The following is a 7044-nucleotide window of genomic DNA, read 5'->3' as shown; positions in this document are numbered from 1 at the left end:
GGGGCCGGGGGGGCCCCGGCCCCCCCCGGGGTGCCCGCGCCCCCGGCCGGCCCCCGGGGGGGGGGGGCCCCCGCGGGGGGGGGCCGCCCCCGCTTCGGTGCGCCGGGTTCAGTTGAGGGTCAGCAGGGTGCCGGCCCCGTTGGCGTACTCGATCCAGGTGTGGGACCGGGAGCCGGCCGGGACACCGGACCAGCTCGCGGTCAGGTCGGTCGGGGTGCCGGGGGTGACCCGGGCCCGGTCGGGCGTGACCGTGACCTTGCCGGTGACGGGGGCGTCCTCGGTGACGTTGTTCACCTGGTAGGTGTACGGGGTGACGGCGTCCTCGGTGGCACCGACGGCGAGCACCGCCACGAAGATCTCCCCGGCCGTCGGCCGCGGCAGGGTGATGGTGGACGTCCCGTCGCTGTCGGGCAGGGCGAACTGGGCTTCGTCGACGACCCCGTCGACCTTCGGGCCCCAGACCAGGCCCGCGATGCCGCCCTCCGGTATGTCGAAGTGGACGGTGATCTGCGACGCCTTGGTGCCGGCCGGGATCTTCACGTCGTAGTCGATCTCCTGCGTCCCGGTCAGGGTGCCCTCGGTGACGGGTGAGGAGACCGGTCCGTAGGCGGTGGCCGTCAGGGTGCCGGTGGCCGAGGTGACCGGGAAGGTGGTCCTGCCGGCGGCTCCGGAGCCCTTGATCTCCGCGGGGGCGCGAACGCTCTGCGGGGTGACGACGATCGGGCTGCGGACGGTGGTGCGGCCGGAGGTCCAGGTGAGGGAGCCGGTGTCGGGGCGTCCCGCCTGAGCGGTCGTCACGTCGAGGGTGACGGTGAAGGTGCGCTTCTGGCCGGGGTGGCTGAAGTGCAGCACGGGCGGGCGGACGGTGGCCTTGACGCCGGGGAGATCGACCCGGGCGCGGTAGGTTCCGGCCTCGGTCGCGGTGACGGTGCGGGTGACGGTCTGCTTGTCGAAGAGGTCACCGATCGCGATGGAGGGGTAGTTAAGGTCGCTCGGGTCCACGGCCTCGGTTCCGGTCCCGGTGTCCACACCGACGCCTTCGAGGTACGCGAGCCAGTCCCGCTCGCCCGAGTCGTAGACGAGTCCGGGCCGCAGCATGGCCCGGGCGTCGACCTCGCCGGCGCCCTGCGCGAAGGCGTCGCGGCTGTCCGCGCCGTCGGCGGTCTTCGTGGGGGTGGCGGTGGTCATCATGGCCGACTTGATGCTCATCGGGGACCACGTGGGGTGCTCGGAGAGGTAGAGCGCGGCCAGGCCGGCGATGTGCGGGGTGGCCATGGAGGTGCCGGAGTAGTAGTCGAAGTCGTGACCGTTGTTGCCGACGGGGGACACGGCCGCGAGGATCGTGGCGCCGGGCGCGGTGATGTCGGGCTTGAGCAGGTCACCGTTGCCGATGAGCGAGGGACCGCGCGAGGAGAAGCCGGTCACCTGCGGGTAGACGTCCGGGGTGCCGCCCTCCGCGAGGGCCGCGGTCGCTCCGTCCGTGGCGGCGTAGGCGCGGACGTCGTTGGCGTCCGGGGTGTTGATGTGGACGACCGGGAGGCTGTGCAGGTCGCCGTCCGTACTCTGGTCGCGGGTGTTGACGAGGACCACCCCGATGCCGCCGGCGCGCTTGACCTCGGCGGACTTGTCGACGCGGCCGTTGACGCCGCGGTCGCAGACGACGATCTTCCCCGCGGCGCGGGCGGGGTCCAGGGTGCCCGCGACGCAGTAGCCGGCGTCGGTGGCGTCGGCGCCGGTGACCCTGACCGCGGAACCCAGCACGAGGGGCGCGGGTCCGACGGCCCGGTGCACGGTGGTGCTGACGCCGGTGTAGCTCTTGTCGTTGCCGAGGGTGACCGTGCCGGTGGGGGACGCGATGGTGCCGGCGGCGACCGTGGTGGTCCAGGGGGCGGTGTTGTCGAGGGTCGACGCCCCGGGGCCGGCGTTGCCTCCGGCGGTGGCCACGAAGACCCCGGCCGCGGCGGCGTTGCGGAGCGCGACCTGGGTCGGCTCGTCGTAGCCGCTCTCGTACATGCCGCCGAGGGAGTAGTTGATGACGTCCACTCCGTCGGCGACGGCCTGGTCGATGGCGGCGACGAGGTCGCTGGTCAGACCGCCGTCCTGAGCGCCGTTCCTGCTCTGCCAGAGGGCCTTGTAGACGGCGATGGAGGCCGCGGGGGCCACGCCGGAGACGGTTCCGAGGTCCTCGCCGCCGACCGTGGCGCGGACGCCGGCGTTGCCGGCGGCGGTCGACGCGGTGTGGGTGCCGTGGCCCTGACTGTCCCGGGGTGAGACGTAGCCGGCGCGGTTGGACTCGGGAACGGTCCGGAGCCAGGAGTCGCCGAAGTAGCGGGCGCTGATGATCTTCTCGTTGCAGTCGGCCGCGGTGAAGTCGTCGCCGCTCTGGCAGGTGCCCTTGAAGGTGCCGCCGTCGGCCTTGTGCATGACGGTGGTGGTGCCGTCGAGGTAGGGGCGGTAGCGGTCCTTCCCGGAGGGCTTCCGGGAGGTGAGGGCCGGCGCGTCGAACGAGGCGCTCTCGGGCCAGATTCCCGTGTCGATGTCGCCGATGACGATGCCCTTGCCGGCTTCGGCGGTTCCGCCGAGGGCGTTCCAGAGCCCCTTGCGGCCGGAGAGGCCGAGGAAGTCGGTGGAGTTCCGGTCGTCGGTGGCGTGGTGGAACCGGTCGGGGGCGATGTGGACGACGCCCTCGGTGCGTGCCAGCCGGAGGAGTTGGCGGGCGTCGAGCCGGGCGCTGAAGGTGTTGGTGGTGACCGCGTAGTGCTGCCGGACGGTGGCGCCCACCTTCTTGGCGACATGGGTCTGCTCGTCGGTCAGGTGGGTGCGGTAGCGCTTGGCGGCGGCCGAGGTGACATCGAGCTTGCCGCCCTGGGCGGGCTTCGTGGCGGAAAGGCCGTCGACGCCGCCGTCGTAGGTGGCGAGGGGCTGGTCGGCGAGGGTCACCAGGTAGGTGCCGGTGACGGAGGGGGCGGGCGGCTGGGCGGCGGGGGTGGCGGCGACGGGGGTGGCGAGGGGGAGGCTGAGAGCGGCGAGGCCGGTGGTGAGCAGGGCGCCGATGACCGCTCGTGGGGTCCGGGACGCTCTTCGTGACTGGGGTGACACGGGCTCTCCTCACGGAATTCCGCGCATGCCGGAGGGGCGAGCGTGGGTGCTCGCCTGCGGCGTGCGCCGGGGGCGGGAAGACGGCGTACCGCTCCTCACCTGGGGTGAATGACGTGCGGTACGGGATGAGTGAACGCTGTGCGATCACCCGCTGTCCAGATAATCTGATGGCGTCTTTGGCGTGGTGACCAAACGCGCCACATGCGGGGACCGGTCGGCCGGAACGGGCCGTGGGTGCGCCGGGCGGCCCCTCTCGTGTGGCAGGGAGGGATGGCTGTGCTGGAAGCGGTGGGCGTGAACGCGTTCGACGAGGGCGTGTACCGGGCGGTGTTGTCGGGGCCGCAGTGCGCGGTGCGTGATCTCGCGCAGAGCGCGGGGGCCGGAGTGGCCCGTACGGGGCAGGCGTTGAAGCGTCTGGCCGGTCTGGGCCTGGTCCGCCGGGTGGGGCGGGGCCGGTGGGAGGCGGTGAGCCCGCGGTCGGCGCTGTCGGCGCTGCTGGACCGGCGGCGCTCGGAGGCGGAGACGATGTTCGGCGAGGTGGAGTCGGAGCTGGCCGACCTCCACCGCCTGCACCGCGCGGGGCAGTTGAGTTCCGACCCGGACGCCCTGGTGGAGGTGCTCTCGGACCGGGAGACGATCGCGAGACGCGTCGACGAGGTGAACCGCTCCGTCACCACCCACCTGTGGACGCTGGACAAGCCGCCGTACCTGGAGGCGGTGGGTCAGCCGCACTTCCACGAGCAGGAGACGGCCTCCACCCGGGAGTTGCTGGAGCGCGGGGTGGACATCCGGGGCGTGTACTGCCTGGAGTCGATCGAGCCGCCCGGCCGGCTGGAGACGATCCTCAACCTCGCGGCTCTCGGCGAGCAGTCGAGGCTGCTGCGCCATCTGCCTTTCAAGGCACGGATCGTGGACCGGAAGGTGGCGATGGTGCCGCTGACCGGGGGAAGCAAGGAGTCCATCGTCCTCGTGCACCCGTCGGGGCTGCTGGACGGGCTGGTGGAGCTGTTCGAGGCGTACTGGGAACGCGCCGAGCCCTTGCTCGTCGAGCGGGTGGACGACGTGGCGGAAGGGCCCAGCGAGGAGGAGCTGGTGCTCGTACGGCTGCTGCACGCCGGTTTCAAGGACCAGGCGATCGCACGGCAGTTGGGGGTCAGTGTGCGCACGGCGACGCGGCGGGTGGCGGCGCTGATGCAGAGCCTGGACGCGAGTACGCGGTTCCAGGCGGGGGTGCGGGCCCGCGAGCGCGGCTGGGTGTGAGACCCGGCGGGGCCGGTGAGGAGATGCCCGGGCTTCACGGCGTCGGGCGGCCCGGTCCTTGATAGCGTCGCCCCAGCGACTGCGGAGCACTCCCCGCCGGGGTCGCCGCTCTCGGCCGGGACGGCGCTGCCACCGCGGGGGCGGGTGCGGGTGGCAGGGGAATCTTCAGGCAGGGACGAAGAGAGCCGACGCATGAGCCTCGCGCAGTTGCACTACACCTCCGCGGCGGACGGGGACGGGACCGGCGAGGACGGGCCGGCCGCCGCCCGCTTCACCTCCGTCGACGCCTCGATACCCGCCTCCGTGCTGTCCGAGGCGGGGCCGCTGCTGGCGTACGAGGCGCCGCGCGGCACCCCGGACCGGCTCACGGACGCCGCCCTGCGCGCCCTGCCCGAGGCGTACAGCTTCAGCCTGCTCTCCGACGGCAGCGGCCTGCTGGCCCGGACCGTCCCGGTGCGCTCCCCCCGCACCTCCGCCGTCCGCTTCCACGCCCACGCCGTCCACCTCCCCTCCGGCACCCGGCTCCCCGGGGGGACCCTGCCGCTCACCGCCTGCCGGTCCGCCCGCTGGGCCGCCGCCACCCCGGACCGGCCGCTGCCCGACCCGCTCGCCGCGCCGCCCGCCCCGGCCGGCCACGAGGCCCGCGAGCGCGAGGCGCTCAACGACTTCGCCGTCTCCCGCGGCCCCTGGCTCGCCGGGGTGCTGTCCGACCTGCGCCGCCTGCACGGACCGGACGGACCGGAGCGGGTCGTCCTCGTCGAGCGGCAGAGCGCGGACGTCGCCCGGTGGATCGCGCTGGCCGGGCTCGCCCTGCCGGACGGGCTCGCCGAGCAGCTGACCTTCACCACGTACACCCGCCGCCCCCGCGAGGCGGCCGGCCGGGTGGTCGGGGTGCTGCCGGAGGACGCCGAGGACCTGGCGGACTCCGGACTGCGCGTGCACGTGTGCACCGGCCCCCGCCCGGAGGGGCCCGTCGGCGACACCTGGGCCGAGACCGCGGCCCGGATCTGGCGCGGCCGGGCGCCGGAGCTGTTCCGGGAGGCCGCCGCGCTGCCCGGGGAGCCGTTCGCGGCGGGCCCGCTGGCGGTGACGGCCCTGTGCGCCGGCATACCGCTCGGCACCGAGGAGCGCGCGGCAGCCGCCGACTGGGCCGCCGAGCGGCCGTACGCCCTGGACGGGACCCGGACCCGCCTGCTGGTCGAGGCGCTGACCTCGCCCGGGACCGACGACCGCTCCGGACCCGAATTCGACGCTGCCGGGCGGCTGTTCGCGGCACTCGACGGCCGCGCCCCGGCCACGGCCACCGCCCCGCTCGCCGCGATGCTGGTGACGGAGGCGGTGCGCGGCGGCAACGGCTCGCTGGAGCTGCCCGGCCGCACCGCCTTCAGCGGCCCGGAGGGCGCGGCCGTCGCCGGGGTGCTCGGGCCGGAGATCCTGACCGAGCTGGGTGGCGCGGGCGTCGGCCTGGACGTGGCCCGCACGGTGCAGCTGCTGCGGGTGGCCCGGCTGCTCGGGGTGGACTGCGCCGGGCTGCTGCCCTTGGTGGTGGACCGGCTGGCGCCCGCGCTGCTGACCGGCGGCGAAGAGGGCGCCCCGGGCTGGGCGCCGGCGCTGCTCGAGCTGATGGACGAGCAGTTCGATGTGCGTACGGCGCTGCTCGGCGCGCTCGACCGGATCGCACCGGACCATCCGGCCGAGGTGGCGCGGCTGCTGAGCCGGGTGCCGCTGCCGTTCACCGGCACGCAGGCGCTGCCGCACCTGCGGATGTGCGCCGGGGCGCCGGAGGCCAGGGCCGGCTGCGGCGGCGACCGGGTCGCGACGCTCCAGCGCACCCTGCGGGCCGGCGGGGTCTCCCCCTTCGCGGAGCCGCTGGTGCTGCGGACCGGGGTGGGCCTGGTGTGGGACGAGGAGGCGCCGACGGCCGCCGAGGCCCGGCAGCTGCTGGAGGCGGCGACCTCGGACGCGCACCGGGCGGCCGGCACCTGGTCGCTCCTGGTGGCCGCCGCACTCGCGGCCGGCCCCGACGACGCGGCGGCCCCGGAGCTGGCCCACGACCTGCTGCGCGGCTTCCCCCGGGAGACCGGGGGCCGGGTGCGCGCGGCGCTCCAGCTGCTGGAGTTCGCCCGCGAGGTGCGCTCGGGCGCGGCGGAGCCGGAGTGGGCCGAGCGGGTGCGGGCGCTGCGCGCGGAGGCGGAGCCCGTGGAGCCGGGCGTGCTCGGGCAGGCGTGCGACGCGGTGGCCGGGCGGCTGCTGGCGCCGGAGCGGCCCGACGACGAGCTCTACGCCCTGGTGCGGAGCGGGGACGCGGACCTGATCGCCGCCTACGCCCGGACCGCGCGCGGGGACGGCGTCCGGGCCCGGCTGGCCGCCGACCCGGCCTACGCGGCCGACTGCTTCACCGTGTGGACGGCCCACCCGCACGCCGGCCGGGTGTGGACCGAGGCCGCCGCCGGGCTCCTCGACGAGGTGCTGCGCCCCGTGGTGCGGGGGCTGCCCGCCGACCGGGTCGCGGCGGTGGCGGACGCGGTCGGCCGGACGGGCAGCAGCGGCCGGGCGGACGCCTTCCGCGACTGGCACCGCCGCGACCGCCGCACCCTGGGCCGCCTGGGCCGCCGCATCGCGGGGCGGGTGCGGCGGGCCTGAGTTCCGCCGCCCCGGTCAGGCGTCGGCGTCCGCCGTCCGGCG

3 protein-coding genes are annotated in these 7044 nt (G+C 75.5%); 2 read left to right on the top strand and 1 reads right to left on the bottom strand.

The genetic code is table 11. From position 1 onward, the window contains the following. Positions 1-108: 108 nt before the first annotated feature. Positions 109-3099 carry a S8 family serine peptidase gene (locus tag FKN01_RS17720; RefSeq protein ID WP_260696936.1) on the bottom strand — a complete coding sequence of 997 codons (2991 nt, stop codon included), beginning with the start codon at positions 3097-3099 and terminating at the stop codon, positions 109-111. 270 nt (positions 3100-3369) lie between these two features. Here FKN01_RS17720 and FKN01_RS17715 point away from each other — a divergent pair, with 270 nt between their 5' ends. Continuing rightward, positions 3370-4359 (top strand): transcriptional regulator, encoded by a 990-nt coding sequence (locus FKN01_RS17715; protein ID WP_260696935.1) that lies wholly within the window; start codon positions 3370-3372, stop codon positions 4357-4359. Between the two features lie 192 nt (positions 4360-4551). Beyond that, positions 4552-7002, top strand: a complete 2451-nt coding sequence (locus tag FKN01_RS17710; protein ID WP_143621636.1) for a GTPase-associated protein 1-related protein — start codon at positions 4552-4554, stop codon at positions 7000-7002. Positions 7003-7044: the final 42 nt, after the last annotated feature.

The sequence above is a fragment of the Streptomyces sp. 130 genome, assembly GCF_007096885.1.
Taxonomy (GTDB): domain Bacteria; phylum Actinomycetota; class Actinomycetes; order Streptomycetales; family Streptomycetaceae; genus Streptomyces.
Note: the sequence above shows the minus strand (reverse complement) of the source record. Positions and strands in the feature narration are given on the sequence as shown.